Origin of the sequence: Psychrobacter sanguinis, from assembly GCF_020736705.1 — a bacterium.
Classification (GTDB): domain Bacteria; phylum Pseudomonadota; class Gammaproteobacteria; order Pseudomonadales; family Moraxellaceae; genus Psychrobacter; species Psychrobacter sanguinis.
Window position 1 is genome coordinate 1618052 of the sequence record NZ_CP085990.1, and the last position, 26209, is coordinate 1644260.

22 protein-coding genes and 5 pseudogenes are annotated in these 26209 nt (G+C 40.7%); 9 read left to right on the top strand and 18 right to left on the bottom strand.

Translation table 11 applies throughout. From position 1 onward, the window contains the following. Nucleotides 1-126: 126 nt before the first annotated feature. The 5 genes from LK453_RS06850 to trpS all read right to left on the bottom strand — a co-directional run bounded on the left by LK453_RS06850 (nucleotide 127) and on the right by trpS (nucleotide 4843). On the bottom strand, nucleotides 127-1146 hold the full coding sequence (locus tag LK453_RS06850; protein ID WP_227672000.1) for an alpha/beta fold hydrolase: 1020 nt from the start codon (nucleotides 1144-1146) through the stop codon (nucleotides 127-129). An 86-nt stretch (nucleotides 1147-1232) separates the two neighbouring features. Then, complete coding sequence (locus LK453_RS06855; protein ID WP_007395634.1) at nucleotides 1233-2063, bottom strand: cation transporter; 831 nt, start codon at nucleotides 2061-2063, stop codon at nucleotides 1233-1235. A 29-nt stretch (nucleotides 2064-2092) separates the two neighbouring features. Further along, on the bottom strand, nucleotides 2093-2782 hold the full coding sequence (scpB, locus tag LK453_RS06860; protein WP_007395633.1) for an SMC-Scp complex subunit ScpB: 690 nt from the start codon (nucleotides 2780-2782) through the stop codon (nucleotides 2093-2095). Between the two features lie 99 nt (nucleotides 2783-2881). Further along, a complete protein-coding gene (locus LK453_RS06865; RefSeq protein ID WP_007395632.1) occupies nucleotides 2882-3745 on the bottom strand; it encodes a segregation and condensation protein A in 864 nt (287 codons plus the stop codon). A gap of 12 nt (nucleotides 3746-3757) precedes the next feature. Further along, nucleotides 3758-4843: a tryptophan--tRNA ligase gene (trpS, locus tag LK453_RS06870; protein ID WP_007395631.1), complete on the bottom strand. Its 1086-nt coding sequence runs from the start codon at nucleotides 4841-4843 to the stop codon at nucleotides 3758-3760. A gap of 444 nt (nucleotides 4844-5287) precedes the next feature. Here trpS and LK453_RS06875 point away from each other — a divergent pair. Together LK453_RS06875 and LK453_RS06880 are read left to right on the top strand one after the other, a co-directional pair. Continuing rightward, nucleotides 5288-5803: pseudogene (locus tag LK453_RS06875) on the top strand (RNA-guided endonuclease InsQ/TnpB family protein); the annotation flags it as partial. Nucleotides 5804-5876: 73 nt separating this feature from the next. Further along, nucleotides 5877-6965 (top strand): IS4 family transposase, encoded by a 1089-nt coding sequence (locus tag LK453_RS06880; RefSeq protein WP_201538654.1) that lies wholly within the window; start codon nucleotides 5877-5879, stop codon nucleotides 6963-6965. On the opposite strand, the gene LK453_RS06885 is transcribed toward LK453_RS06880, so the two are convergent. Next, a complete protein-coding gene (locus LK453_RS06885) occupies nucleotides 6929-7153 on the bottom strand; it encodes a hypothetical protein (protein ID WP_201538688.1) in 225 nt (74 codons plus the stop codon). The two genes, LK453_RS06880 and LK453_RS06885, sit on opposite strands and share 37 nt — an antisense overlap. Before the next feature lie 216 nt (nucleotides 7154-7369). Between LK453_RS06885 and LK453_RS06890 the strand changes: the two genes are divergently transcribed. Further along, entirely contained in the window at nucleotides 7370-7681 is a 312-nt protein-coding gene (locus LK453_RS06890; RefSeq protein ID WP_201538686.1) for an IS630 transposase-related protein, read from the top strand. After that, nucleotides 7644-8207, top strand: a complete 564-nt coding sequence (locus LK453_RS06895; RefSeq protein ID WP_227945136.1) for an IS630 family transposase — start codon at nucleotides 7644-7646, stop codon at nucleotides 8205-8207. Before LK453_RS06890 ends, LK453_RS06895 begins: the two co-directional genes overlap by 38 nt. Nucleotides 8208-8307: 100 nt before the next feature. On the opposite strand, the gene LK453_RS06900 is transcribed toward LK453_RS06895, so the two are convergent. After that, nucleotides 8308-9681 (bottom strand): OmpP1/FadL family transporter, encoded by a 1374-nt coding sequence (locus tag LK453_RS06900; protein WP_201538624.1) that lies wholly within the window; start codon nucleotides 9679-9681, stop codon nucleotides 8308-8310. Nucleotides 9682-10076: 395 nt separating this feature from the next. Between LK453_RS06900 and LK453_RS06905 the strand changes: the two genes are divergently transcribed. Together LK453_RS06905 and LK453_RS06910 are read left to right on the top strand one after the other, a co-directional pair. After that, nucleotides 10077-11045 carry an IS4 family transposase gene (locus tag LK453_RS06905; RefSeq protein WP_227954075.1) on the top strand — a complete coding sequence of 323 codons (969 nt, stop codon included), beginning with the start codon at nucleotides 10077-10079 and terminating at the stop codon, nucleotides 11043-11045. Between the two features lie 111 nt (nucleotides 11046-11156). After that, entirely contained in the window at nucleotides 11157-12212 is a 1056-nt protein-coding gene (locus LK453_RS06910) for an IS701 family transposase (RefSeq protein ID WP_201529970.1), read from the top strand. Between the two features lie 57 nt (nucleotides 12213-12269). Here the strand turns inward: LK453_RS06910 and LK453_RS06915 are convergent, their stop codons facing one another. Next, nucleotides 12270-12518 carry a SlyX family protein gene (locus LK453_RS06915; protein WP_007395622.1) on the bottom strand — a complete coding sequence of 83 codons (249 nt, stop codon included), beginning with the start codon at nucleotides 12516-12518 and terminating at the stop codon, nucleotides 12270-12272. Nucleotides 12519-12728: 210 nt separating this feature from the next. Between LK453_RS06915 and LK453_RS06920 the strand changes: the two genes are divergently transcribed. Both LK453_RS06920 and LK453_RS06925 read left to right on the top strand, forming a co-directional pair. Beyond that, entirely contained in the window at nucleotides 12729-14687 is a 1959-nt protein-coding gene (locus LK453_RS06920) for an ATP-binding cassette domain-containing protein (RefSeq protein ID WP_007395623.1), read from the top strand. Nucleotides 14688-14993: 306 nt separating this feature from the next. Further along, on the top strand, nucleotides 14994-15944 hold the full coding sequence (locus LK453_RS06925; RefSeq protein WP_441344410.1) for an LpxL/LpxP family acyltransferase: 951 nt from the start codon (nucleotides 14994-14996) through the stop codon (nucleotides 15942-15944). 206 nt (nucleotides 15945-16150) lie between these two features. Here the strand turns inward: LK453_RS06925 and LK453_RS06930 are convergent. The 7 genes and pseudogenes from LK453_RS06930 to LK453_RS06960 all read right to left on the bottom strand — a co-directional run bounded on the left by LK453_RS06930 (nucleotide 16151) and on the right by LK453_RS06960 (nucleotide 21740). Then, a pseudogene (locus tag LK453_RS06930) lies at nucleotides 16151-16840 on the bottom strand (IS1 family transposase). 11 nt (nucleotides 16841-16851) lie between these two features. After that, nucleotides 16852-17346 (bottom strand): annotated as a pseudogene (locus tag LK453_RS06935) (IS630 family transposase); the annotation flags it as partial. A gap of 31 nt (nucleotides 17347-17377) precedes the next feature. Next, on the bottom strand, nucleotides 17378-17662 hold the full coding sequence (locus tag LK453_RS06940) for an IS630 transposase-related protein (RefSeq protein WP_227945135.1): 285 nt from the start codon (nucleotides 17660-17662) through the stop codon (nucleotides 17378-17380). Between the two features lie 530 nt (nucleotides 17663-18192). Continuing rightward, nucleotides 18193-19494, bottom strand: a pseudogene (locus LK453_RS06945) (IS4 family transposase). A gap of 124 nt (nucleotides 19495-19618) precedes the next feature. Beyond that, a complete protein-coding gene (locus LK453_RS06950; protein ID WP_007395629.1) occupies nucleotides 19619-19999 on the bottom strand; it encodes a hypothetical protein in 381 nt (126 codons plus the stop codon). Between the two features lie 31 nt (nucleotides 20000-20030). Continuing rightward, nucleotides 20031-20630 (bottom strand): annotated as a pseudogene (locus LK453_RS06955) (RNA-guided endonuclease InsQ/TnpB family protein); the annotation flags it as partial. A gap of 21 nt (nucleotides 20631-20651) precedes the next feature. Then, nucleotides 20652-21740 carry an IS4 family transposase gene (locus LK453_RS06960; protein WP_201538654.1) on the bottom strand — a complete coding sequence of 363 codons (1089 nt, stop codon included), beginning with the start codon at nucleotides 21738-21740 and terminating at the stop codon, nucleotides 20652-20654. A gap of 164 nt (nucleotides 21741-21904) precedes the next feature. On the opposite strand from LK453_RS06960, the gene LK453_RS06965 reads away from it, so the two are divergent. Then, nucleotides 21905-23248 carry an OmpP1/FadL family transporter gene (locus LK453_RS06965; protein WP_379652710.1) on the top strand — a complete coding sequence of 448 codons (1344 nt, stop codon included), beginning with the start codon at nucleotides 21905-21907 and terminating at the stop codon, nucleotides 23246-23248. Nucleotides 23249-23447: 199 nt separating this feature from the next. Here the strand turns inward: LK453_RS06965 and LK453_RS06970 are convergent, their stop codons facing one another. From LK453_RS06970 to putP, 3 genes are all read right to left on the bottom strand, one after another. Then, entirely contained in the window at nucleotides 23448-23999 is a 552-nt protein-coding gene (locus LK453_RS06970) for an IS630 family transposase (protein WP_227673777.1), read from the bottom strand. A 13-nt stretch (nucleotides 24000-24012) separates the two neighbouring features. Further along, nucleotides 24013-24330 carry an IS630 transposase-related protein gene (locus tag LK453_RS06975; protein ID WP_044298593.1) on the bottom strand — a complete coding sequence of 106 codons (318 nt, stop codon included), beginning with the start codon at nucleotides 24328-24330 and terminating at the stop codon, nucleotides 24013-24015. A gap of 219 nt (nucleotides 24331-24549) precedes the next feature. Beyond that, a complete protein-coding gene (putP, locus tag LK453_RS06980) occupies nucleotides 24550-26046 on the bottom strand; it encodes a sodium/proline symporter PutP (protein WP_044298378.1) in 1497 nt (498 codons plus the stop codon). Between the last annotated feature and the right edge of the window lie 163 nt (nucleotides 26047-26209).

A 26209-nucleotide genomic window follows, 5' to 3' on the forward strand; every position in this document is an offset into this window, starting at 1 on the left:
GAATAGCGCGCCAACGGTATGAGGTGTTAAATATATTCTACAAAACTATTGTTCTTATACAGTGAAGCAGATGTCCTTAAATATGATTATCTAAACCCATTTAAATCGATACTAACTTAGACCGCACTAACTATGCTTCTCAACCCAATCTAACACTGTAGGCCAAACCTCTTTAGAAGCGTTGCGGCTTAAGAAAATACGAGTATGGTTGTAATCCTCCAAGTCGCCATTGGCAACAGAGAACTCACGCCATTGATTGTTTGAGTTTTTAAAAGCTTGTAGATACTTTAAAGTACCTCGAGGTGGGGCGACCCAATCACCAGCCGCGCAAATTGAGTAAATCGGTATGGTGATATTGGGCATTAGCGTACGATAATCGAGGGGTTGTGGGGTGGTTATGGTTTGCGACTTCCTACTTAAGCGTAGCCCTGTTTGTCTAAGTAATTGCTGTCTTATGGGCGTCGGTAAATAGCTGCTGAAGTTTTGATTTAAGTTCCAGTCCATCCACTGCGAGAGCAAATAGTAGCTCTCATTCATAGTGCCCAATTTCAAGCGTTTACCTTCTACATAACCTAGTTGACGGGTCACTGCTTTGAGAAATAGTAATTTGGCGTAGCTTGAAGGGGTGGTTGTGCCAGCAAAGACTTGGCAGGCCACCATGCAGATGCTTTTTATTTTGTCGTTAAATTCGGGGTAACGGGTCAAAAATAGGGTCAAACAAATACCACCGCCACTGTGAGTAATACAGTGCAAATTATCAAGCTTACGGTCATTCAATAGATAATCAAAAGTGGCTTTAACGTCGTAAAATGCGATGTCTTCTAAGTGATATTTGGTTTGCGGTTGACTACTACTGCCGTGACCGCGCCATTCCATAACAAAGCATTGATGGCCCAATGAAGCGAAATAACTAACAATACCTAAGCAGACGGTCTTGTCCGAAAAGGCACCATGCAGAAACAATAGGTTTTGTTTTTTATGAGCGCCTGTATTGCTATTAAACTCATTACTGTCGAGGGCTTCATTATCGCTATTGTTAACAGGGTTAAAGACTTCATCATCGATGATATGCCAGACGGCAACTTGTTGATGGTCTTTGGTGGTGATTAGATTTAGAGTTTGTTTTATCATTGTTTGAGATCTCATATCCTTATGATGTTTATTTCCTTCAAACCTAGCTACTTTACACTTAGCGGTTTGATTAAGCTACTTACTTGAGCTATTTGCTTCAGCTATTTACTTAACTTTAGTATTCTAAAGGCGCCTTGAATAACTAAAGCAAATACGATGCTCCCAATAATTAAATCAGGGGTACTCGAGTGTAGCCAATTCACCAGAACACCTGCAACAATCACCCCTAAATTGATAATCACATCGTTTGAAGTGAAAATCATACTGGCTTTCATATGAGCCTCTTCTTTACTCTTCGATTTTTGTAGTAAATAGAGGCAGATCGAGTTTGCAATCAGAGCAAGAATCGATATACCAATCATGGTAGAAAAGTCAGGTAACTGCTCATGTCCAAAGAAACGTCTTAGTACTTCTAAAAAGCCGAGAATCGCTAGCGTGATTTGAAAATACCCAGCAATTCTAGCAATACGTTTTTTCTTTACAACCGTTCCACCAACAGCAAACAAGCTGATTCCGTACACGAAGCTATCTGCCAACATATCTAAGCTGTCGGCGACCAATCCCATTGAACGAGAAATCAGCCCAGTGCTCATTTCGATAATAAAGAAGGCAAAGTTAATAACCAGCACTATCCACAGCAGTTTTCTTTGCTCAGCATCCTTTTTATGGCTAGAGTCAATATCAGTTTGAAAATTATTATTGGGATCTAGGGAGTCAATAGTTTCGGTTGAAAGTAGGGTGTCGCCTAAATTTAGGTCATGAATAGCATGCTGTATATTCTCAACATCACCATGATGAAACACGGTTAATTTACGATTAGGAATGTCAAATTCAAGATATTCAATATCCGAATTGCCATCTAGCTTCATTCGGATTAGGTTCTCTTCCGAAGGGCAGTCCATTTTCGATATTTTAAAAGTTGTTTTATTCATAAAGGTATCTGTATCCGAACTATCACAATTTAATCCTTCTGCGCGTTATTGCTGTCCAAATTCAAATCTGGCAAAGGCGGAAGTTGTTCTAAACTCTCAAGTCCAAAGGCATCCAAAAATTCAGGGGTAGTATGCAGAAGAGCAGGACGTCCTAAAGTTTCCCGATAGCCTTTTTCCATAATCCAGCCTTTATCAAATAACTGACGTAAGATATTACTCGATACGGTCACCCCGCGCACTTGTTCAATATCGCTACGGGTCACTGGCTGTTTATAAGCAATGACGCTTAATGTTTCAAGTAATGCCTGACTTAGAGTCTCCAAGCGCTGCGGAAACACTTTTTGGATAAGGCTACTATACTCACTGCGTATCTGTAAACGATAGCCACTCGCTGACTCGCTTAACGTCAATACGCCAGTGGTTAGTCTTTGTTGTAGGACTACCAACGCGGTCTCTAACTCTTGCTTGGATAGAGATAAATACTTTCTCAACTGGCTGTCAGTTAAAGGTGATTCTGATGCGTGTAATAGCACTTCGATTCTACGACTTAATAAGTCATAGCGATTAAAAGTGCTTAGGTCAGAATTTGTTGTGTTCTGCAGTTGTGAGTCGTCCGTGGAATTGGTAGCCACGGACTCTGATTCTGACAGTGTTGTGGTTATGCTATCGGATTCAGAATGACTATCGGCGACAGAAAGGATATGGGGCAGTTTTGGCATGGAGGTTCACTAGATTTCAAATTAACAGTGATTAATATTCAAAGACACGGAACTAACTAAGCAGCTGACTAAACAATAGATGCGGGGCTTACTAAATAACTAGGCCACCCAGCGCAGCTTCAAATTAGACAAACTATAAGTATGTTGTGGGTCTGGAGTTGTCTCTTCGACTGGCTGCGGTTGATTATTCTCAGCGTCTATGACGTCAATAATTTGTCGTTTCATTAACTCTAAAACGGCAACGAAGCTGACCACCACCCCGAGTCGACCTTGGCTTTGATCAAGCAATTCAATAAAAGCCCCTTCACCACGCTCACTCAATTGGCGACTGATACTGGCAATACGGTCAGACAACGGAATCGGGTCTACTTTGATATTGTGCATCTGATAGTCAGGCTTCAGTTGCATTTTTAATAAGCTTTCTACCAACATTGTCGCAGGATAACTGGGTAACTCAGCGGCCATAACTTCAGGGTCAGGCAGGCTAGCCATTGCTAAGAATACATCACGCTCTAAACGGATCAAGTTGTCCAAACGGCGCGCCGCTTCTTTGATTTGAGCGTAGTCTTCTAAACGAGAGATGAGTTCGGCTTTTGGATCTCGCTCATCTTCTACTTTCTCAGGTAAAGGCAACAGTAGCTCTGTCTTGATGGCAATTAGCGTAGAAGCCATTAGCAGATAGTCACCTGCCAGCTCAAAATGATCAGCATCAAGCTCATCGATATAGGCCAGATACTGCTCAGTAATCGGTAATATAGCGGTATCGGTAATATCAAAGTTATTCTTTTTGACCAAATATAATAAGAAGTCGAGAGGTCCCTCAAACTGCTCCAACCAAATAGCAAAGGCCTGAGGCGGCACATATAAGTCCTCAGGCAAAGCTTGAACAGGCGTGGTATAAATTCTTATACTGGCGCCTGCGTCGATTGAAGAGTCTGTTGAGGAAGTCACTGGGGTATTCAAAAACCGCTGCCCTTATTTCAACTTAGCCAAAGGCTTGATGCCGATAGCACGACGTGTTTTATCCAATTGCTTTTGACTATGACGACGTGCTTTTTCTGCACCCATCATTAAGATTTCTTCCAATTCTTTTGGATTGGCCATCAGCTCAGCATAACGCGCGCGGAAAGGGGCGATTTCATCATTAATTTTTTCAAATAAAATCTGTTTGGCATCTCCCCAAGCGATACCTGCTTCAAACTGGCCACGTAGATCAGCAATTTCAGCAGGCGTAGCAAATGCTTTATAGATTTCAAACACCACTGAGTCGTCTGGATTTTTTGGATCTTCAGGGGCTTGTGAGTTGGTCACAATCTGCATGATGGCTTTACGCAATTGTTTTTCTGGGTCAACTTGTGGATTACCGTCGCCAAATAAAGGAATGGTATTGCCATAACTCTTACTCATTTTACGGCCATCAAGACCGGTCAGTAACGCCACATTGTCATCAACCACAGCTGAGGGCAGGGTAAATAGTGGCTTGTATTTATGATTGAAAGTACCCGCAATGTCACGTGCCATCTCAACGTGTTGGATTTGGTCACGGCCGACAGGCACATGAGTGGCATTGAACATCAAGATATCGGCAGCCATTAATACTGGATAGCCGAAAAGGCCCATAGTGACGTTGTGGTCGGCATCTACGTCATTGCTTAAGTTGGCATCAACCGCAGCTTTGTAAGCATGGGCACGGTTCATCAAACCTTTAGAACATGAGCAGTTCAAAATCCAAGCCAGCTCTGGAATTTCTGGCACATCAGATTGACGGTAAAAAACCACTTTTTCAGGATCTAAACCGCAGGCAAGCCAAGTTGCGGCAATTGCTTTAGTAGACTCATGGACCTGTTTTGGGTCAGAGCATTTGATAATGCTGTGATAGTCCGCCAAAAAGAAAAACGATTTGTCCTCTTCATTGTTGCTGTTTTGCGCCGATTGAATGGCAGGACGGATAGCGCCCACATAATTACCTAAATGAGGAATCCCTGTGGTAGTTACGCCCGTCAAAGTACGTTTTGGCTGATTGTTTTCTACTAAGTTTGAATTGGCTTCTGATGCGCTCATAAATTACTCGACTTTTAGGACTTTTGTGTTAAAGGGTATAGAGAATATTTTATCGGCTCAGTATAACAAATAATCACTGTTTTTTAGATTTATAGTGACGATTCGTCTGCTTTAAAGGTAGTGGGTCATTATGATTTTAGAAGTTATGGGTAAGAAGCTATGATTAAACCAATCATTAATTGTTATAAATGGCTCATTTCACTATTGCTATTTGATTAAATGTATAACATAATTTTTGGGATTCGCGTATTTAGGGATGAATTGCGTGAAAGAAATTCTATCCATCCTACCTCAAGCTTGGCTATTCAACGGCAACTCTACAGCCATTTATCACCAGTCGCCGTAAAACCACCCACTTCAGGGTGTGGATATAAGGCGACATACACTGTCGTAAGAAGCAGTTAAAGGGTTGTAAGTTAAAATTAATCTTGCCATACTGAATATATGAAAACACTCAAACTACGCATCAAAGACAAACATGCAAACCAGCTAAACAAACTAGCTGGGAGTGTTAACTATGCGTGGAACTATGTTAATGCGTTAAGCTTTGAGCATTTAAGACGCACAGGTAAGTACTTTTCAGCTTATGATTTAAGCCAATACACCAAAGGTAGCGGTGAGTATTTAGGTCTACACAGCCAAACCTTACAAGCCATTAACGAGACTCATGCTAAATCTCGCAAGCAGTTTAAAAAAGCGAAACTTAACTGGCGTACTAATAGACCTGATGCCAAGCGTAAATCATTGGGATGGATGCCTTTTAAGAAATCTGCTATCAAGTATTTGCAAACAAGGCAGACAGGTAAGAAGGCACTTAAATCAACCATACAGCTATCCTTATCTAAAGGTCAAAAGCTCATCATCGATGTATTCGATAGCTACAACCTAAGCCTATATCAAATTAACACCTTAGAGATAGTACAAGACAGTCGTAATCGTTGGTATGCGTGTATCACCGTTCTCTGTACACGACAAAAACAAAAAAGCTGACTAAGGACAAGGCATAATAGTAATTTTTCTTACGAACCACACTATGCCAAACCTTAATCAGCTCATAAATATATTATCGCAAAACCTAACCATGAACAAGGCAAGATTGACGTGTTTAGGCTTAATTACTCTAGCGATAATACAAGTACAAAGTAGTAACCTCAAACAAATAGCAAGAGGATTTGTCAAAGGTAGGACAAACAGTAATTACAGACGGCTACAACGCTTCTTTGCACAAGTTGACATAGACCAAGACCAGTTAGCCAAATTCATCTATCAACTCTTTGACTTAGACGAAGTCATCATCAGCATAGACAGAACCAACTGGAAATGGGGTAAAAAGAACATTAACATCTTTTTGCTCAGCGTTGTTCATCAAGGAATCGCTATTCCCTTATACTGGACACTACTTGATAAAAAAGGTAACAGCAATAGTAATGAGAGATGTGAGCTCATACAAACGTTCATCAACACCTTTGGCGCAGACAAAATACAGTATGTATTAGCCGATAGAGAGTTTGTTGGCAAAGAGTGGTTTCAATGGCTAAATAAAGAGCAAATAAAGTTTTGCATTCGCATCAAACACAACACCCTAGTAGCCAATCATCAGGGTAAATTGGTACAAATAAAGACATTGTTACGTCATCTATCCCCTCATGAAACGTTTATGTTAGCCAGAGCTGTTCCCGTATATGGCGTTAAAGTTCGTCTATTTGCAAAGCGTGATACTGACAACGATTATGTCATCATAGCGACCAACAATTTAGATCATACGGATGCTATGGCTCTTTATAGCAGACGCTGGGAGATTGAAACCTTGTTTTCTTGTTTTAAAGGACGAGGGTTTAATCTTGAAGATACGCATCTTACACAGTTGGATCGGGTAAGTAAGTTAGTGGCGGTTTGTGCGCTAGCATTTTGTTGGTCATATCGCATTGGGATTAAAACTGTACAGCAGCACCCTAAAAGACGAAAGCTTAAGAAACATGGTCGACCTCAGCAAAGTTTGTTTGCTATTGGTTTGGATGTTTTGATTGATGGTTTGCGTGAGTATTTCTTTGCTGGCAATCGGCGTGTGTTTGAGGTTCTAATAAGTTATTTGTCTCCTAGTCCACGACCTTTGAGACTTTGAGCATTTTTGTCGTGTACAGAGACATCAGCATCTACATAGGTATACACAGCTTCTGCATAGGTACCATCTTGAAAAAAGGCAGTGGTGTCTTGGCCTGAGCGGTCAAGGCCGGCGGCGTGAGATAAACTAGCTAAGGGTAAGGTTAAAAGAGCAAGCGTAAGCTTAGAGATAGGGAACTTTTGTGACATTTGGAATCCTCCATGAAAAATTAATACCCAAATTTCTACTCTCATAGACAACTATGACGAGTTTGAATATTTGGCCATCCTGTGCCAGGAATACGGTATATTCTAAAATCTATGTCGTTATATTACAAGTGTGTAATACAGCGTATATACTTGTATTAATAATAGTTAATATTTCATACTATAGTCATAGCCCCATAAATAAGATACACTGATAAGATGGCATATTCAAAAGACTACAGACAAATGATATTAGACAAGCTTGACGAAGGTTACAGCTATCGAGAGCTTGCCGAAGAATATCAAATCAGTACAACGACAATTCAGCGTTGGAAAAAGAACATTGAGCGTAAAGTTTACGTCTATACTGTTTACAAGGTGGATAGCGATCGGCTTAAAGCAGATGTTGAGCTTTACCCAGATGCTTATCAAATAGAACGAGCAAGACGTCTTAACTGTAGCCAAAGAAGCATCAGTCGTGCACTGAAGCGACTTGGTATTATTCAAAAAAAAGACACTGCATCATCCTAAATCAGATGAAGAAAAACGTCAGTTATTCGCTGAGCAGTTAGCCCAGCATGAAAAAGACAACTGTCCTGTCGTTTACTTAGATGAAAGTGGCTTCAAGGCACATGATTACAGACCTTACGGCTATGCCAAAAAAGGTGAGAAGTGCTTTGGCGAGCATAACTGGCAACTAAAAAACCAAACCAATGCTATAGGTGCTATTTACAATAATCAGTTATTCGCAGTAGGTCTTTACGACTGTAGTGTTAATAGTGATGTATTCCATAGCTGGGCTCAGCAACTGTTATTACCACAACTTCCCCTTAATAGTGTGATCGTTATGGATAATGCAACTTTCCATAAGGGCCTTGATATTCAAAAAACCATTGAAGATTCAGGACACACTATTCTATGGTTACCGCCTTATAGTCCTGACTTAAACCCTATTGAGCAAACTTGGGCTTGGGTTAAGAAAAAGCGTCAAGATTGGGGAATAGATTGTATCGATACGTTATTCTTCTATTTTCTTTGGCTGTGTGACTGTTTTTAAGGGCTATGACTATAAAGCAACCACTCTTTTGGCGATTTCTCACAATACAAAAAAAGCAGCCATAAGGCTGCTTTTTTATAATTCGAAAAAAATCAAGTCTTTACTTATCTTGATAAGATAGCTTAACACCCAGTGCAAAACCGTCGTTATCTTCGAAGTTACCTACGATGTTATCGTTAGGGATTTTACCTTTGGCATCACCGAACATTAAGTATTTACCACCCGCTGAGACTGCCCAGTTTTTATTAAAGTCGTACTTAGCACCTAGACCCACACTATAGTAACCTTCAATTGGACCTAGTGAAGTAACTGGGTTGCCCGCACCACTGTCCCAACCTACTGTTCCAGATACAGCTAGGTTATCAGCCACACGCTTAGCCAGACCTAGCTCAACCTGCCATTGGTCATCAGCATAATCAACTAAGTTTAGACCTTCAGGATAAACACGCTTAGTAGATTGGTTGTAAACTGGTGGGGTAATCGCAAAGTCACTCCATGGCACCCAGCGTACTTTAGCGGTTGCTAACGTGGTTGGGTTAATACCCGTTTGGAAGTCAAAGTTTACTGATTCTGGTGTAGTCACTTTCATTTTACTAACAGCACTTGATTCCTGACGAAGACGCTCTAGTAGAGGCATTGTTTCAGCAGCGTCTACGTTATGATCAATTTCAGAGCGGTAAGTTAATGCAGCCTTCAGGGCGATTTCAGGCTTACTGTATTGCAAACCTGCAACCCAACCATAATCGGTATCTGGATTAACATTTAAGTTATAGCCTGTCGCAGCTTCATAGCCCATACCACGCAGTTTAACATCAGCTTTTAAGCGCTGAGCGACTGGACCACCATAAACTTGAAACTCTTTGTTTTGACCAAACTTCATACCCACTAGACCAGTTAGGCTTTCGGTACGAACTTCAACTTTAGTCGCTTCACCTACAGTATTTGCTTCAACTTCAGCAGCCCCTAAAACCGCACCTACCTGTGTTAAAGCGTCAGTTAACTCTTTAGGAGGCTTACGACCTGCAGCGATTTCAGCTTTAACAGCTCCTTCAAGTTCACTATATTTCTGTTGCGCCTGAAGAGCATTCTCAAATTTACCACCAGAAATATGATTTACTGATGCATTCACATCACCTTGAGCAACAAAGATGTTGTTACCAGAGTAATCAGCAGCGGCACCCCAAGGCTCATCATATAACACACCAATACTGAAAGTATCGTCGATGTCTGTTTTTACACCATAGCGGAAGAAGTCATAGTCTTCAGCGATATCCTTGATCTTATTACCACGTACATCTTTACCAGTTACATCGGCATCAATATAGGTGTATACGGTTTCAGCATAGGTACCGTCTTGTAAAAAGGCAGAGATATCTTGGCCAGAACGGTCAAGACCAGCAGCAGAAGCAACGCTTGCAACAGATAAAGCAGCAACGGCAGTAACAAGAGGTTTGATAATAAAAGTAGAGCGCATTAACTTCTCCAAAATTCCATTTATAGGATGGGCACTAAGGTTTTATGATTAGGCTTTTCACGAAATGTGAAATCATAAAACAGAGGGATAGACACTAATTATTGTTGGGTTACATTTCAACCACTAAATAATTGATTACCAGCAATACTACTTAAAGAAGAAATAAATTGCAACACTTTGATATATTTATAACTCTGCACACGACAAAAAAAACAAAAAAGTCTATTAAAGCAAAGGCATAATAGTAATTTTTAAGACGAATCAGACCATGCCAAACTTTAACAGACTTAGTGAAACTTTAACCCAAAACCTGAGCATGAACAAGGCAAGAATCAATTGTTTGAGCCTAATGATAATAGCCCTGATTACTGCTCAAAGCAGTAATCTTAAAAAAAATAGCAAGACACCTTCCTAAGGGTGGCAAGACCGACAGCCACTATCGCAGACTACAGCGATTTTTTGCCGAAGCGAGGATAGACTACGATCAACTGGCTTTAATGATATATCGACTATTTGGACTAGGCAAAGTCACCTTAACCATTGACCGCACCAACTGGAAATGGGGTAAAAGTAACCTCAACATCTTTATGCTAGGGGTGGTATATAAAGGGATAGCCATCCCCTTATACTGGCAAATGCTAGATAAGCGAGGTAATACAAACCATCTTGAACGCTGTGAACTTATTGAGCGGTTTATCAAACAATTTGGCAAAGATAACCTTGAGATGATAGTAGCAGACAGAGAGTTTGTTGGCGAAAAATGGTTTAACTGGCTCACCAATAATCACATACCCTTTGCCATACGGATTAAGAAGAACAGTAAAGTTAAGAATCATCATGGCAAGCTGGTACAGATTAAAGAGTTATTTCGCCATGTTAGCCATCAAGAAACATATCGACATGGGCGAATACTGACTGTCGATGGTTGTTTGGTTCGAGTATTTGCCAAGCGTGATAAAGACTACGGTTTAGTGATTGTCGCAACCAATCAACTAGAAACAGTGGATGCGATGACAAGCTATGCTAAGCGTTGGGAAATTGAGACTTTATTTGCTTGTCTAAAGGGCCGTGGCTTTAATCTTGAAGATACCCACTTAACCCATCTTGATCGGGTCAGTAAATTAGTTGCAGTGAACGCCTTAGCATTTTGTTGGGCTTATCATGTCGGTATTTATAAAGACAAAGATAAGCCGTTAAAACGCAAGTTGAAGGCAAACGCTCGACCTCAAGCCAGTTTGTTTGCGCTTGGCCTGGATGTGTTGATTGAAGGCCTTCGCTTGGTGTTTTTTAACAATGATAAGACTGTCTTTCGACAGTTAGTTAGCTTTTTACCCCCTAAACCTATGAAAATAGGGTGGGGATGATTTTTTTGTCGTGTGCAGAGTATTTATAATTATTTTCTACACAAGATCTTCTGACTTTTCATTAACTAACTGAAGTTACGCAAAGACCTAAACAAACGCTATACTACCACCATGAATAAAGACATGATTGACTTATACACAGACTATCAACTCAGTAGCTTTGGTCAAACCACAGCCACAGGCTTATCGGCGATGATGGAGGGTAGCATCAGTCATGATGCTGTGACCAGATTTTTAACAAATAGCGAGTACACTTCAAAGCATCTATGGCAACAGGTCAAACCGACCATACGTGATATAGAAAACGAAGACGGTGTACTGATATTTGATGACACCATACAAGCAAAACCCCATACCAAAGAAAATGAGACAAATTGCTGGCACTATGACCATACGACAAACACCGCAGTCAAAGGCATCAACTTACTGAACTTTTTGTACCATTGTGAGGGTGTCTCGATACCAATAGCCTTTCACATTGTCACCAAACCGATTTGCTACAGTGATATCAGTACTCGAAAAACCAAACGCAAAGCCACGATAACCAAGAATCAGTTGCTAAGAGACATGGTTGATACCGCTTGCCACAACCAAGTTAAGTTCCGTTATGTGCTGATGGATTCATGGTTTACCAGTAAACAGACATTAAAGCATATTCGCAAAAAAGATAAGCATGTAATCGCAGCCCTTAAATCCAATCGTTTAATCGCTCTGAATCTACAAGACAAAAAACAGTCTCGTTATCAGCGAATTAATGAGATAGGACTACCAGATAAAAAAACCATGACAGGCTATTTAAAAGACTACCCACATGAGGTTGTCTTTATACGCCAAGTCTTTACAAACAAAGACGGTAGTTTAGGTGTGCTATATTTGGTATGTACTGATTCACAACTCCCTGCTGATAAGATCATGAGTCTTCATGAAAAACGCTGGGCAATCGAAGTGTTTCATAAGTCACTCAAGCAAAATGCCAGTTTGGCTAAGTCGCCTGCCTATTCTAAACGGGCAATGCACAATCATGTGTTTTTATCTATTTGTGCTACGGTTAAGCTTGAATGTTTGAAGTTAACCACTAAATTAAATCATTTCGCACTTAAAGCTAAACTTCTTGTCGCGGCTTCAAAAGCGGCTTTCGATGAGCTGACTTTGCTTAGGGCTGCGTAACTTCAGTAACTAACTTAAATCCGCTATGAAGACAGAATAAATCCTAAGCTGCGGCTATCAATAGTGTGGTGGTACTTCTGAAGCAGCATCAAAAGGCGCTATGCCTGAGTCACTGATCCTATTTAATTGAGCATACATTAGCTGCAATTGACGCTGCATATCTTGAATTTGCTTATCTTGTTTGGTGATCACCTGATCCAAACTATCTACCGTGAGCTCTAAGTAGGCCACGTTAGACTGTAAATCGGCTATTTGCTGCTTTAAGTGATGAACACCCTCGCCGGGGTTCTGTGCTGAATTTGACATGGATTTCTTCTAAATATATAGATAAAAGAGGACTGGCCCTACCCTTGTACAAAAACCTAATGACTTTAAACTCATGACAATTAAATACGCCAAAAGGGAGGCCAAATACGATGACAGGTTATGATTCGCTGTCTGCGTGATATACTGTACTCAATTTTAACATGTAGTAGTTAAGAACATAACTTATAAAATAATGGTAATGATACATTTATGGCACTTATTAATTTAAAAAACATTCATTTAGCTTTTGGCGTTGCGCCTGTTCTTGATGGCGTCGACTTAAGTATTGAAGCCGGAGAGCGCGTCTGTTTGATTGGCCGCAATGGTGAAGGCAAATCTACTCTATTTAAACTTATTGATGGCAGAATCGTTCCAGATAGTGGCGAAGTAGTTATTAATAGCAGTGTCAAAGTTGCCATGCTTGAACAGGATGTCCCTGAAAGCAGTGGCCGTATCCTAGACATCGTTATGGGTGGCGACAAAAAGACAGTAGATTTACTTATCGCCTATAACCAGAAGGCAGATGAATGTGCGTCCGGTGATATGGATGCCTGTGAAGCCATGTCCAATCTGCAGCATGATATTGATGCAGCACATGGTTGGGATTTAGAGCGTGAGGCCCGTCAAATTATTACCACAATGGGTTTAGATCCTGAAGATGATTTGTCGTCACTCTCTGGGGGCCGTAAACGCCGTGTGCTTCTTGCCCGCTCTTTGGTTACTAAGCCTGACATTTTATTACTCGATGAGCCAACCAACCATTTAGATGTGGCCAGTATTGAATGGCTAGAGCAATTCTTAAAAGATTGGCAAGGTTTAACGCTACTTTTCGTTACCCACGATAGGGCTTTCGTTGACAAACTGGCAACCCGCATTATTGAGTTAGACCGTGGTAAGTTGTCAAGCTATGACGTGACCCAAGGTGCTGGCGGCTATGCACGCTATCAAGAGCTAAAAGAACAGCAACTACTGGCTGAAGAGAAGAATAACGCCAACTTCGATAAAAAATTAGCGCAAGAAGAAGTTTGGATTCGTCAAGGTATTAAAGCACGCCGCACCCGTAACGAAGGCCGCGTCCGTGAGTTGAAGCAGCTTCGTGAAGAACGTAGAAAACGCCGTGAGCAAGTAGGCAATGTCAACATTACCATGACCAGTGGTGATAAGAGTGGCAAACTGGTCTGTAAAGTTAAAGACCTACATCTTGAGTATGATGGTAATGTGTTGGTAGATAACTTTAGCACTACCATTATTCGTGGCGATAAGATTGGTATCATTGGCCCTAATGGTGCGGGTAAAACTACCTTAATTAAAGCCATCTTAGGTGAGTCAGATGATCAAGTTATTAAAAGAGGCACGGTCACTTTAGGTACCAACCTAAAAATTGCATTCTTTGATCAATTACGAGATCAGTTAGATTTAGAAGCCAGCGTGGCTCAAAACGTCTCTGAAGGTTCTGACTTTATTGAAGTGGGTGGCAAAAAGACCCATATCATGAGCTATTTGCAAGACTTCTTGTTTGCCCCAGAGCGCGCTCGCACTCCGGTTAAAGCATTATCTGGTGGTGAAAGAAACCGTGTATTATTGGCCAAGCAACTTCTTAAGCCTGCCAATATCATGGTACTTGATGAGCCCACAAACGATTTGGATATGGCAACGCTTGAGCTACTTGAAGAAGCGGTTGCTAGCTTCGACGGTACCATTCTTTTAATTAGCCATGACCGTGCCTTTATGGACAACGTGGTGACCTCGACTTGGGTATTTGACCAAGACGAAGAAGGCAATGGTATCGTTAAAGAGTATGTTGGCGGTTATCAAGATTATTTAATACAGAAAAAGCGTGAAAACAGCTTTGGCTCTAAGACGTCTGCTACAGCGAACAAATCCAATTCTGATAGAAAGTCCAGTAAAGATGAGGCCTCATTTACAGCTGACAAAGCATCAACAGCGCCAAAGCGTAAGCTTAGCTATAATGAGCAAAGAGAGCTTGACACCCTACCTAAGCAAATTTCTCAATTAGAGAAAGAACAAGCCGAACTTCAACAAAAGCTGGCTGATGGCTCATGGTTTACAACAGACCTAGAAGCCGCGACTGCCGCCAGTGAACGACTTGCTGAGATAGATGAAGAGCTTATGATTAAGTTAGAGCGCTGGGACGAGTTAGACAGCTAAGTCAGCCAACGCTAATAGCTACCCACAAACCATTCTTTTGGTTATTTTAGTTGCAGCCGGTTCGTTTAATACAGCCGGCTCTTCTAACTATGGTGATACTCTATGAATGTTCCTATTCCCCCTGCTGATGACCCTAAACAACAAAAACCTAATAAGAGTTATGTTAATTCATCAGTACAACATTACACCCCTCAAACAACAGCCAAACCTACTGCGTTAGAGACTCCCTTAACTTCTCAACCGCCTAAACCTGTGACTACTCTAGAAGGCATGCCAACCATCAGTGAGAACCACAAACAAACCTCAGTGGCTCCCAAAAAACCTTTTGAAATGGCATTTTTGGCCCCTCAATACTGGGGGATTTGGCTACTCTTGGCGATGGTATTGCCGTTGATTTATTTACCGCTACGTATACAGTTCTGGATTGGGCGCAAGTTAGGCATTGCCCTTTATCATCTATCCAAAAGCCGTAGAAAGGATACTTTGGTCAACTTAGCATTGGCATTCCCAGAAAAAGCAGCTGAAGATCGTGAACTTATGGCCAAACAAGTATTCGTGAATCAAGGTATCGGAGTCTTTGAAACACTCTGTGCTTGGTTTCGTCCTGATGTCTTCACTCGCACTGTGTCTATTTCAGGATTACAGCATCTGATAGAGGCCAAAAAACAGGGCAAAGCGGTACTGTTATTGGGTGGTCATTATACGATGTTAGATTTAGGCGGTCGTTTATTTACTCAATTCTCTGCGGTCGATTGTGTCTATCGTCCCCAAAACAACAAGTTATTAGATTGGTTTATTTATAATGGTCGTCGTCATATTTTTGATGAGCAAATTGACCATCATAATATGCGTAAGTTAGTAAGCCGTATTAGAGAGTCTCGTGTGGTTTGGTACTCACCTGATCAAGACTATGGTCTAAAACATGGGGTTATGGCCCCGTTTTTTGGGGTACCTGCCGCTACGGTTACTGCGCCGAGACGATTGGCACGCATGGGAGATAAGTCTAATCCTCTAGCAGTAATGGCATTACATACTTATAGACAAACACCTGACAATCTGCCTCGAGGTAAACGTCCGCATTATCACTTGAGCATCACGCCAGTCATAGACAACTACCCTACTAATAATGAAGTGGCGGATGCGACGCGTATAAATGAGATATTAGAAGGTCTAATTCGTATCGACCCCACTCAGTGGATGTGGTTTCATAGACGCTATAAGCATCAAGAAACAGGCCGTAATACTTATTATAAATAGTAGTTTGATTGTTTAAATTAATTGGTTTAAGTTGAATTATTTAGCGAGTTCTGTTTACTATGATTTGGGTTGTGAAAACCATAAAAAAGCCGCCCTCATTGAGGGTAATACCAGTCAGTTAAGGCAAAAACTCAATAAAAGTAATAAAATAGCCCATCTAATAAGTAGATGGGCTATTTGGTGGTGGTTCAAAAAGTAGGCTAACATTAGACATACCCATGATTGATGTAAAAGAAAGCTAAATCAAAGGCTTTAAAGTGATTTTCCAGTTTTTTAGAAAAGTTACAACTTCGTCTAAATGCTCGCCTTACTCGATGTCTGATAGTGCAATTATTACCTTCAATGCCGACCGTGAAAAACTTGCCAATGACTTGGGTAAAGCCCTTAAAACCAGTAACAAAGCTATCCCAGGTATCACTAGCGATTTTAGCACAACTTACGCCTAGCGCTTGCAGTTTAGCTTTAAGCTTTTTGACAGTGTTAAGGTCTCGTTTTCCCCACACATAGGCAACAATTTCACCTGTTTCACGGTGATAGGCATAAATTAGCCATTGTTTGTTGGTCTTTTTACCTACGAATGTCCAAAGCTCATCGACTTCAAGACAGTCGTATTGCGTTTGCTTGGGGGTTATTTGGTAGTGACACTTTTTTAGGGTGGCTAGTACTTTGCCTTTGCTGATTCTCTCAACGCAAGCGATGTCTTTTATGCCACTGCCTCGAACCATAAGATGTCGTATTTTGCTATCTTTTTGGGAGTGACAGCCTTGGTACGTTAAGGCATGGTCGCCAATAAACTGCCGCCTGCAGTCTTTGCATTTATAGTTTTGTTTACCTTAGCTTTTGAAACCATTTTTCTTTATATTGTTACTTAGACAGGCTGGGCATTTGATATATATAGTGAAAGAACTTAAAAAATGTTACAAAGCCAAAGAAAATAAAAGAACAAAGTATCGATACACTGCAGACGCCAGTCTTTACGTTTACGCTTGATCCAAGCCCAGGCTTTTTCGATGGGATTTAAATCTGGGCTATAAGGTGGTAGCCATAAAATACAGTGTCCTGCATCATTAATAAGCTCTTGAATATCAAGTCTTTTATGGAAGGTGGCGTTGTCCATAACAACAACGCTGTTCTTAGGGAGGTTTGGCAGTAGCAATTGTGTCACCCAGCTATAGAAGACGTCGGCATTGACATTACAATCATAAAGGCCAATGGCGAATAGTTGATTATTGTGAATAGCACCGATAGCATTGGTTTGATTCTTTAGTTGCCAGTTATAACTGCCAAAGCACGGTTTGCCTTTATAGGAATAGCCGTGTGGTCGGTTCTCATGAGACTTAAAACCACTTTCGTCTAAATAAATAATAGCTCTATCGCTTTCTTCAAACTCAGACAGTTGTTCAAGAAATAGACGCCTTAGATCGTCATCTGCTTTAGGGTGATTTAGTGTCTTTTTTTTGAGTAATGCCGAGACGCTTGAGAGCTTTTCCTATGCCTCTGTCGCTACAGTTAAATCGCCTTGCTCGTTCATAATGATAGTCATCAGGATAGGCTTTGACATCTGCTATAAGGGCATCGTTGTCTATCTTACTAGGGATTCGTTTGCATTGTTTGCGCTCAAGCCGTTTCTTCCAGTTTTGTATATTGGTTGGGCTAATTTGATACTCTTCGGCTAATTCCCGAAAGCTGTAGCCTTCGTCAAGTTTGCTAAGAATCATTTGTCGGTAGTCTTTTGAATATGCCCTAAGTTTTAGTGGACCACTTTATTCGTTCTTTGACTATAGATTTCAATAATGATACAGGGCAATCGCACTACAAATCAATTTTAGCCACATTTTAATTAATTATTGACCTTTTGCAGATGTTGTTAGCTGCCAATAATAAAAATACAAGATATATAAAAGGATTTTAGTTATATTCCCTAACTTTTTACTTGCTTTAATTTAGCAAATCTAATTTAAAACGAGTATTTTCTATAGTGCGATTGCCCTGAATAATGACATCGGCTATAGCGATGTTATTGAACTCTCATCTTCTTTATTCCAAAGCGCTATGGACTTAGCGAGCTCATCCCATTCAATCAAAGAGCGATGTGATTGTTAGCCTATCTTCGACCGAATATCTAACCGTTTTAAACTCAACGATAGATGATGTACTTAGCTCCTCAGTTATTATTTAAACAATAATACGTTAAACAGAAGATAAAATAGCTATAAAAAAGACGCCCTTAATGAGTAATGCCAGTCAGTTAAGGCTGACTGGTATTTTTTTTGGGATATTTTTGTGGTTTACCCTTAACCACCCTCGGGCAAGATCGCTTTCTGCGTTCAGGAATGACAAACAACTTTCCTTCCTCTAAAAGTGTATCTAACAACTTAGGGAAGAGTCCTGCAGCCTGTAAAGGTGCAAACCGTAACAGATCAACAATCGTAATAGACGCCATATGAAAGCTAATTCGTAGAGGGCTAACGTTAGCTCTAAGGGCCATATATCGCATCAAACGTCTTATTAGATTATAAGCAATCATGAGCGCCCAGAATTCTTGTAAAACAAGCTGTGGCAGCTTACTTCTTAGCAACAGCCCCTGCTGTAGATCAGAGTTAATCTCTCGATACGCCTTCTCAATCTCCCAACGCTGCAAGTAAAGCTGTGCCACTTTATCCTTAGTAAATCGTTTATCATCTATTAAAGAGGTGATGTATCGTCTTGTCTTACCCTCATAACGACACTCAATTAATCGAGCTTGCCAAGTATCGGGTAGGTTTGGATTTTTCTTTTGAGCTTGGGGAGAGACGGGCATTTGTATTAAGTAGTCCCCTTCGCTGAAGGTTTCAATCACAGTGTAACGCAGATTATCTTTAGCCCGCATAAGCCAGTGACTGTTTGGATAGGCTTGTTGCCAACTAATCAGTAGGTCTGCTGAGAAATAGGCTCTATCAAAGAGCGTAATGCTATTGTCTTGAATATTTAGCTGACGGGCTAAGGCGATCTCTCCTTGACCCATATTTCCAAGGGTTGTGTCAATGATCTCATGCGTGTCAGTATTGATCAGACATACCGAACGCATTTGGGGATAGGGCGCCTCTTTAGTTCTGCCTTTGCTTGAGCTAAATTGCTGAAGGTTCTCATCAGTGTATGGGAGTGAGTATACGACGCCATCTACAGCGTGGACGCTAAGTCCCATGAAGTCTTGCTGCTGGGCTCGTGATTCTGTTTGGTAGTGAGCACTTAGTTGATGAAATAGCTGCTTTAGAGGCTCATGCCCGAGGCGTTGTCTTGCTTGTACCACAGCACTGGGTACGCAGGCCTGTGAGTCTATATTAAGCCGCATCTGCTCTGTGATGTACCAAATTGAACGGTTACGATATAAAGCTGTGCCGATGACTATTCAAACAACGTGTTCGGCAGGTAGCTTACGTCTTCTAATGCTCGCTTTGCCGGTATACTCTAAAGCCTGCTGTATCCACTCAGGGTCTATTAATTCACTAAATTGTTCTAGAGTGTCTGTGATCCTTTTATGCGTCTCATTAATAGCGTCTTGTAGTCTCATAGTAAAATAGCCGGTGGTGGTTCAAAAAGTAGGCTGATTAAAATTTGAACAATTTTTGAAGGTTTGAAAGCCATATAGAACCAGAGAACTTAGCATAGACTTCCTATTGACTTTTAGCGTCAGCCTACTTTTTAGAACACCACCTAAAATTAATCCGAACCAGTTCTTCTGCTTCATTATATTGACCAAATATCTTAGCTTGCGGACCAGGTACAGCCGTTCCAGTGTATAGGCTTGGAATAGTAAAATAGCCTACTTTATCGACCATACTATCACTGACGCCAAAGTCTACTGGTTTCAGTTCTTTCCAACCCTCTGGAATACTTACATTGATACTTGTGGGAAATAGGTTACCGCTAATTTGCCCTAATACATTAAGAGCATCCGCACCAGGTATGAAGTCAAAAAAATTGTATGCATTGGTAAAAGCGGAAAGACGGCTGGTATCTTCTACTAATTTAGCCGCTTCTTGTTGAGTGTAGTTTTTATAATCGAACATACCCATACACTTATATCCTTTTGACCTCCTCCCCTCGCTAAACCGAGGGGATTCCTACCGCTAGACGGTCAAGCCCGACCGCGAGGATGTTCTTAGCGGCATTGATATCTCTATCATGCCATGTGCCACACTCAGCACACCTCCATCCTCTTATTCGCAAGCCTGCTCTACCTTTCGGACTACTGTCACTTATTTTAAGGCAGTACGAGCAGGTCTGGGTAGTGTAACTTTCATTTACCATCTCAAACTGACAACCTGCATACTTGCATTTATATTCCAGTTGTCGTTTAAGCTCAAACCATCCTGCATCGTATGTCGATTTAGCTAGCTTGTTTTTTTTATTGGTAAATGAGCGTGATTTAACATCACCAACCACAATTAAAGCATTATCTTGAACAAGCTTGGTGGTGAATTTATGAATTAAGTCTAACCTTGTATTTTTTATTTTTGCGTGGATTGCTTTGACACGATTTTTATTGCTAGCACGCTGGGCGATAGCAAGCTTTTTAGCCCATTTTTGGGTCTGCTTAATAGTAAGTTTATCACCCATTGAGGTAGTAGCAGACTCTTTTAAGCCCAAATCAATTCCAATGCTGCCCTTACCACTTACTTGCTTAGGAAAGTCTTTAACGGTGATCTCTGTACACGACAAAAATGCTCAAAGTCTCAAAGGTCGTGGACTAGGAGACAAATAACTTATTAGAACCTCAAACACACGCCGATTGCCAGCAAAGAAATACTCACGCAAACCATCAATCAAAACATCCAAACCAATAGCAAACAAACTTTGCTGAGGTCGACCATGTTTCTTAAGCTTTCGTCTTTTAGGGTGCTGCTGTACAGTTTTAATCCCAATGCGATATGACCAACAAAATGCTAGCGCACAAACCGCCACTAACTTACTTACCCGATCCAACTGTGTAAGATGCGTATCTTCAAGATTAAACCCTCGTCCTTTAAAACAAGAAAACAAGGTTTCAATCTCCCAGCGTCTGCTATAAAGAGCCATAGCATCCGTATGATCTAAATTGTTGGTCGCTATGATGACATAATCGTTGTCAGTATCACGCTTTGCAAATAGACGAACTTTAACGCCATATACGGGAACAGCTCTGGCTAACATAAACGTTTCATGAGGGGATAGATGACGTAACAATGTCTTTATTTGTACCAATTTACCCTGATGATTGGCTACTAGGGTGTTGTGTTTGATGCGAATGCAAAACTTTATTTGCTCTTTATTTAGCCATTGAAACCACTCTTTGCCAACAAACTCTCTATCGGCTAATACATACTGTATTTTGTCTGCGCCAAAGGTGTTGATGAACGTTTGTATGAGCTCACATCTCTCATTACTATTGCTGTTACCTTTTTTATCAAGTAGTGTCCAGTATAAGGGAATAGCGATTCCTTGATGAACAACGCTGAGCAAAAAGATGTTAATGTTCTTTTTACCCCATTTCCAGTTGGTTCTGTCTATGCTGATGATGACTTCGTCTAAGTCAAAGAGTTGATAGATGAATTTGGCTAACTGGTCTTGGTCTATGTCAACTTGTGCAAAGAAGCGTTGTAGCCGTCTGTAATTACTGTTTGTCCTACCTTTGACAAATCCTCTTGCTATTTGTTTGAGGTTACTACTTTGTACTTGTATTATCGCTAGAGTAATTAAGCCTAAACACGTCAATCTTGCCTTGTTCATGGTTAGGTTTTGCGATAATATATTTATGAGCTGATTAAGGTTTGGCATAGTGTGGTTCGTAAGAAAAATTACTATTATGCCTTGTCCTTAGTCAGCTTTTTTGTTTTTGTCGTGTACAGAGTGCTGATGTTACTGGTGTTGATAACAAAGGCAATAAAACCGGTGATATTGCTGAAGCTTATGACTTCTTCCGCTATGGTGTAAAAACCGATGTGAATGATAGATTCAGTGTTGGTGTATTATATGATGAGCCATGGGGAGCTGCTGCTAAATATAGAGGTGATAACGAGTTTACAGGGGTAGCAGGTGATGTTGGTGTAGGTGCTATTTTAGGGGTTGCCGAAGGTGCTATAGCAAAAACACAGGGTAAAATTAATGACTTTAACAAACAAATAGAGGCTATTGATAAAGAGCTAGAAGATGAAGATTTAACTCCTGAACGGGGAGGCGTTTTAGCTCTTAACAAGTTCGTTTTAGAGAAGGGTATAGGAGGTCTTGAAGAAGCAGTTGATAGATTTGAGACACTGGGCAAGCCAGAAAACGCTACACTTGAGGAATATAATGCTTTAATTGAAACGACTCGTGGGAAGATTGAAGAATTAGAAGGGACGCTGGAACAGATGGCACCTTTCTTACCCGAGGAAACTAAGCAGCTAGCACAGGGTCTGCTAGATGGTAATAAGGCAGATTTAGCACAAACTGAAGGTGCACGTGATGCGGTTGCGAATCTTCTAAGTATTGATGAAGCAACGAATGTAGAAGTTCGCTCTAACACGCTATCTTTGATTGGTGGTGCGAAGTTTGGTGCAAACAATCAGTTTCAGATTTATGGTGGTCCAGTAGCGCAGCGCTTAAAAGCAGATGTAAAGTTACGTGGTAACGCCTATCAAGGCGCTACAGGATATAACGCCCATGTTGCCCCAGATATTGATTATGGTTATCTGTTAGGTTTTTCTTATAGCAAGCCAGAAATTGCTCTAAAAGCGGCATTAACTTATCGTTCTGAGATTGATCACTCTTTAGCAGCTTATGAGAACTTCCCTGCACTTGCAATCAAAGGTCAAAATCCAGAAAGCTATAATAAATTTGAAGTAACAACGCCGGAGTCTGTAAACTTTGATTTCCAAACGGGTATCAACCCAACCACATTAGCAACGGCCAAAGTTCGCTGGGTACCATGGAGTGACTTTAAGATTTCACCACCAGTATATAGTGGTGCAGCCCAAGTACCTCTAGTTGACTATAGTGATGACCAATGGGTTGTAGAACTGGGCTTAGGTAAGCGTCTAGCAGATAATTTAGCGGTATCAGGATCAATCGGCTGGGATAGTGGTGCCGGTGATCCAACATCATCATTAGGTCCTATTGAGGGCTACTACAGTGTTGGCTTGGGTGCTAAATATGATGTGACTAAGAACTGGGCAGTATCTGCAGGTGGTAAATACTTATGGTTCGGTGATGCAAAAGGTTCACTACCTACTGGTGATATCGTCTCTAACTTCGAAGATAACGAAGGTTACATTGTAGGTGTTAAGCTGTCTTACCAAGACAAATAACTTTAAGTTTGTAACTTTATCAGTTTAGACAGCTGATACAACCTTAAAAAGTATATTGAAATCAAAACCTGTAAGTTGATAATTCAACTTACAGGTTTTTTGTGTCTAAATTAAGATGATGCAGGGCAATCGCACTACAAATCAATTTTAGCTATGTTTTAATTAATTATTAACCTTTTACAGATGTTATTTGCAATTCTTAGCTGGCGATGATAAAAACACAAGATATATATAGTAAATTCACAGCAAAACCACCACAAATCCAAAGGAAGTAAAAAAACAAAGTATCGACACAATCAAGTTGCCATTCTTTACGTTTTTGTTTGACCCAAGCCCATGCTTTTTCGATGGGATTCAGATCAGGACTGTAAGGTGGCAGCCACAATATTGTATGCCCAGCATCTCCAATAAGCTCTTTAGTTTCTTGTCTTTTATGAAAACTAGCATTATCCATCACTATAACGCTATTACTTGGTATCTCTACGAGTAATAACTGTTCAACCCAACTATGGAAAATATCACTGTTAATACTACAATCATATAAGCCAACCGCGAATAGCTCATTATCGTGAATAGCGCCAATAGCATTTGTTTTATTCTTTAACTGCCAGTTGCACTTACCAAAACACTTTTCCCCTTTTTTAGCGTAGCCATAAGGTCTGTAATCATGAGACTTAAAACCACTTTCGTCTATATAAATAATTGGTCTAGCTGTCGCTTCAAACTGCTTGAGTTGTTCGAGAAATTCAATACGCTTCTGTTTATCAGCTTTCGGATGATTTAGTGTCTTTTTTTTGAGTGATGCCTAAGCGTTTTAAAGCAGTACATATACCCGACGTACTACATTTAAGACGTTGGGCCCTCTCATATTGGTAGGCATCTGGATAGTCTTCAATGTCTTTTAAAAGAAGCTCAGTGTCTATTTTAAAAGGCTTGAAAACACGTCTTTTTCTTTCAGGTGATTTTTTCCAAGTTTGGAGTGTACGTGTACTTATCTCGAAGTATTCGGCTGTCTCTCTAATGGAGTAGCCTTCGTCAAGTTTCTGTAATGCTAATTGTCTATAATCTTGTGAGTATGCCATTTTTATAGTGTAGTACTTTTTATGTGATTTTACTATAGTATTTGATTATGAGAAAACCTCAAGTAACTTTAAATACTATGATGATCACGATGACAAAAAGGCCACTATCTTACTGACTAAGTCATTTTAATTAAGTTTTTAAAGCAGTAGTTATAGCCATAAAAAAACCTCGCACGTGCGAGGTTTTTTTTATTATCAGAGTTTATTTACAAGCCGTTATTAAAGATTGGTTTCCATCTCTTCAAACTTCGCTTTGATATGAGGACTTGGCTCAAGTGTCGCTAGACTACTAATAACAATAGCGATTGAGCTTAAGATAAAGCCTGGAATGATGGCATATAACCAGTCATTTAAAGGAACACCGGCTGATGTCTCAAAGCCGCCGTATACCCAAAGAATAACAGTTATGGCACCGACAATCATGCCTACTAAGGCACCATTACGGTTCATGCGCTTCCACATAAGGCTAATAACCACCAAGGGTCCAAAGGCTGCACCGAAGCCGGCCCAAGCGTTAGATACCAGAGCTAATACTGAGCTATCAGGATCAGACGCTAAGAAAATAGCTACCACTGCCACCAATACTACTGAAATACGGCCAATCATTACTTGACGTGTTTCTGAAGCTTCTCTATCAAAGAATAACTTGTATACATCACGAGTAAGCGAGCTTGATACCACTAATAGCTGTGATGAAATGGTACTCATAATAGCCGCTAAAATCGCCGCTAATAAGAAGCCTGAAACTAAGGGATGGAATAAAAAGTTGGTAAATACTAGGAAAATAGTTTCTGGGTCATCTAAGGTCATGGCTGTTTTTTGGACATAAGCACGACCCGCAAAACCTGTCATTAGCGCACCGATCAAGCTTACAATCATCCAACTCATACCAATTCTACGGGCTGTTGGCACATCTTTTACAGAGCGAATGGCCATGAAGCGCACGATAATATGAGGCTGACCGAAATAACCCAAGCCCCAGGCCAATAATGACAAGATACCTAAGAAGGTCATGCCGCTAAAGATATTTAGCATTTCTGGGTCAATATTGCGAATGGCAGTGGTTGTTGCGCCAACACCGCCAAGATCTGTAAAGGCAACCAAAGGCACGATAATCATAGCCAATAGCATGATAACGCCCTGCACAAAGTCAGTGGTTGATACGGCAAGGAAGCCACCGAATAGGGTATAGATAACAACCACACCAGCAGTAACCCAAAGTCCGGTGCTATAAGACATACCTAGAGCACTATCAAACAATTTACCACCACCGGCTAAGCTTGCTGCGGTGTATACAGTAAAGAATAAGATAATAACGATGGCTGAAATAACACGCAGTAGATGCGACTTATCTTCAAAGCGGTTGGCGAAATAGTCAGGAAGAGTAATCGCATTGTCAGCGATTTCGGTATAGACACGTAGTCTTGGTGCTACCAATAGGTAGTTGGCAAAGGCACCGATGGTCAAGCCTAAGGCAATCCAAATACTGACCACACCAGAGCTGTACATATAACCGGGAAGACCCAGTAATAACCAGCCTGACATGTCAGAGGCACCGGCTGATAAAGCGGCTACACCAGGGCTCAAGTTACGACCACCCAACATATAACCTGCAGAGTCGTTATCGGCTTTAAAGTAAGCCCAAACACCAATTGCAATCATTAATAAGAAATATAGAGCGAGCGATATGAGCACTCCTGTTTCAATTCCATTCATAACATAATCCTTATGTAATATATTTTTGAACATAAAAAAACCATTATGTGACTTGTAGCATAATGGTTCTTTCACAAAAACTAAAAGAATATTAAAAGAAGTTTTAAGATTTCGTTTTATAGGCCTTAACCATCAGAGTTTTTACATGCCTAACGTATTAGTT

Excerpts from the sequence above, each read along its gene's own strand:
- trpS (WP_007395631.1), bottom strand. The coding sequence starts at position 4,843 with ATGAGCGCATCAGAAGCCAATTCAAACTTAGTAGAAAACAATCAGCCA.
- LK453_RS06920 (WP_007395623.1), top strand. The coding sequence starts at position 12,729 with ATGGCACTTATTAATTTAAAAAACATTCATTTAGCTTTTGGCGTTGCG.
- LK453_RS06940 (WP_227945135.1), bottom strand. The coding sequence starts at position 17,662 with ATGATTCTTAGCAAACTTGACGAAGGCTACAGCTTTCGGGAATTAGCC.
- LK453_RS06885 (WP_201538688.1), bottom strand. The coding sequence starts at position 7,153 with ATGTCACAAAAGTTCCCTATCTCTAAGCTTACGCTTGCTCTTTTAACC.
- LK453_RS06960 (WP_201538654.1), bottom strand. The coding sequence starts at position 21,740 with ATGCCAAACCTTAATCAGCTCATAAATATATTATCGCAAAACCTAACC.
- LK453_RS06900 (WP_201538624.1), bottom strand. The coding sequence starts at position 9,681 with ATGCGCTCTACTTTTATTATCAAACCTCTTGTTACTGCCGTTGCTGCT.
- LK453_RS06890 (WP_201538686.1), top strand. The coding sequence starts at position 7,370 with ATGGCATATTCAAAAGACTACAGACAAATGATATTAGACAAGCTTGAC.
- LK453_RS06950 (WP_007395629.1), bottom strand. The coding sequence starts at position 19,999 with ATGGGTATGTTCGATTATAAAAACTACACTCAACAAGAAGCGGCTAAA.
- LK453_RS06855 (WP_007395634.1), bottom strand. The coding sequence starts at position 2,063 with ATGAATAAAACAACTTTTAAAATATCGAAAATGGACTGCCCTTCGGAA.
- scpB (WP_007395633.1), bottom strand. The coding sequence starts at position 2,782 with ATGCCAAAACTGCCCCATATCCTTTCTGTCGCCGATAGTCATTCTGAA.
- LK453_RS06915 (WP_007395622.1), bottom strand. The coding sequence starts at position 12,518 with ATGTCAAATTCAGCACAGAACCCCGGCGAGGGTGTTCATCACTTAAAG.
- LK453_RS06850 (WP_227672000.1), bottom strand. The coding sequence starts at position 1,146 with ATGAGATCTCAAACAATGATAAAACAAACTCTAAATCTAATCACCACC.
- LK453_RS06910 (WP_201529970.1), top strand. The coding sequence starts at position 11,157 with ATGAATAAAGACATGATTGACTTATACACAGACTATCAACTCAGTAGC.
- LK453_RS06880 (WP_201538654.1), top strand. The coding sequence starts at position 5,877 with ATGCCAAACCTTAATCAGCTCATAAATATATTATCGCAAAACCTAACC.
- LK453_RS06975 (WP_044298593.1), bottom strand. The coding sequence starts at position 24,330 with ATGGCATACTCACAAGATTATAGACAATTAGCATTACAGAAACTTGAC.
- putP (WP_044298378.1), bottom strand. The coding sequence starts at position 26,046 with ATGAATGGAATTGAAACAGGAGTGCTCATATCGCTCGCTCTATATTTC.